We start from the raw sequence: 241 nt of genomic DNA, 5'->3' as shown, positions 1-241 counted from the left end.
CTCGACGTGCGCGTCGTGCTGTCGCATCACAAGGTGGCCGGCAAGGCCAACCACGGCCGCTCGGTCGAAACGCTCGCGCATATCGACGCGCGGCGCAAGCTGCAACCGCTGTGTCTCGACTGTCATCCGTATCCGGCCACGTCGACGATGCTGCGCGCGGATCGCGTCCGTCAGTCGTCCCGCGTGATTCTCGGCTGGTCGAAGCCGCATCCCGAACTCGCGGGCCGCAATTTCCACGAAC

The 241-nt window shown here is 66.4% G+C and carries 1 pseudogene; it reads left to right on the top strand.

The annotated features are described in order from the left end of the window. Positions 1 to 241: pseudogene (locus AC1RPV_RS08175) on the top strand (N-acyl-D-glutamate deacylase); the annotation flags it as partial.

It is taken from the genome of Dellaglioa sp. CoH-55-MRSF-9, assembly GCF_056782155.1.
This window is presented reverse-complemented; position numbering and strand designations above follow the sequence as displayed.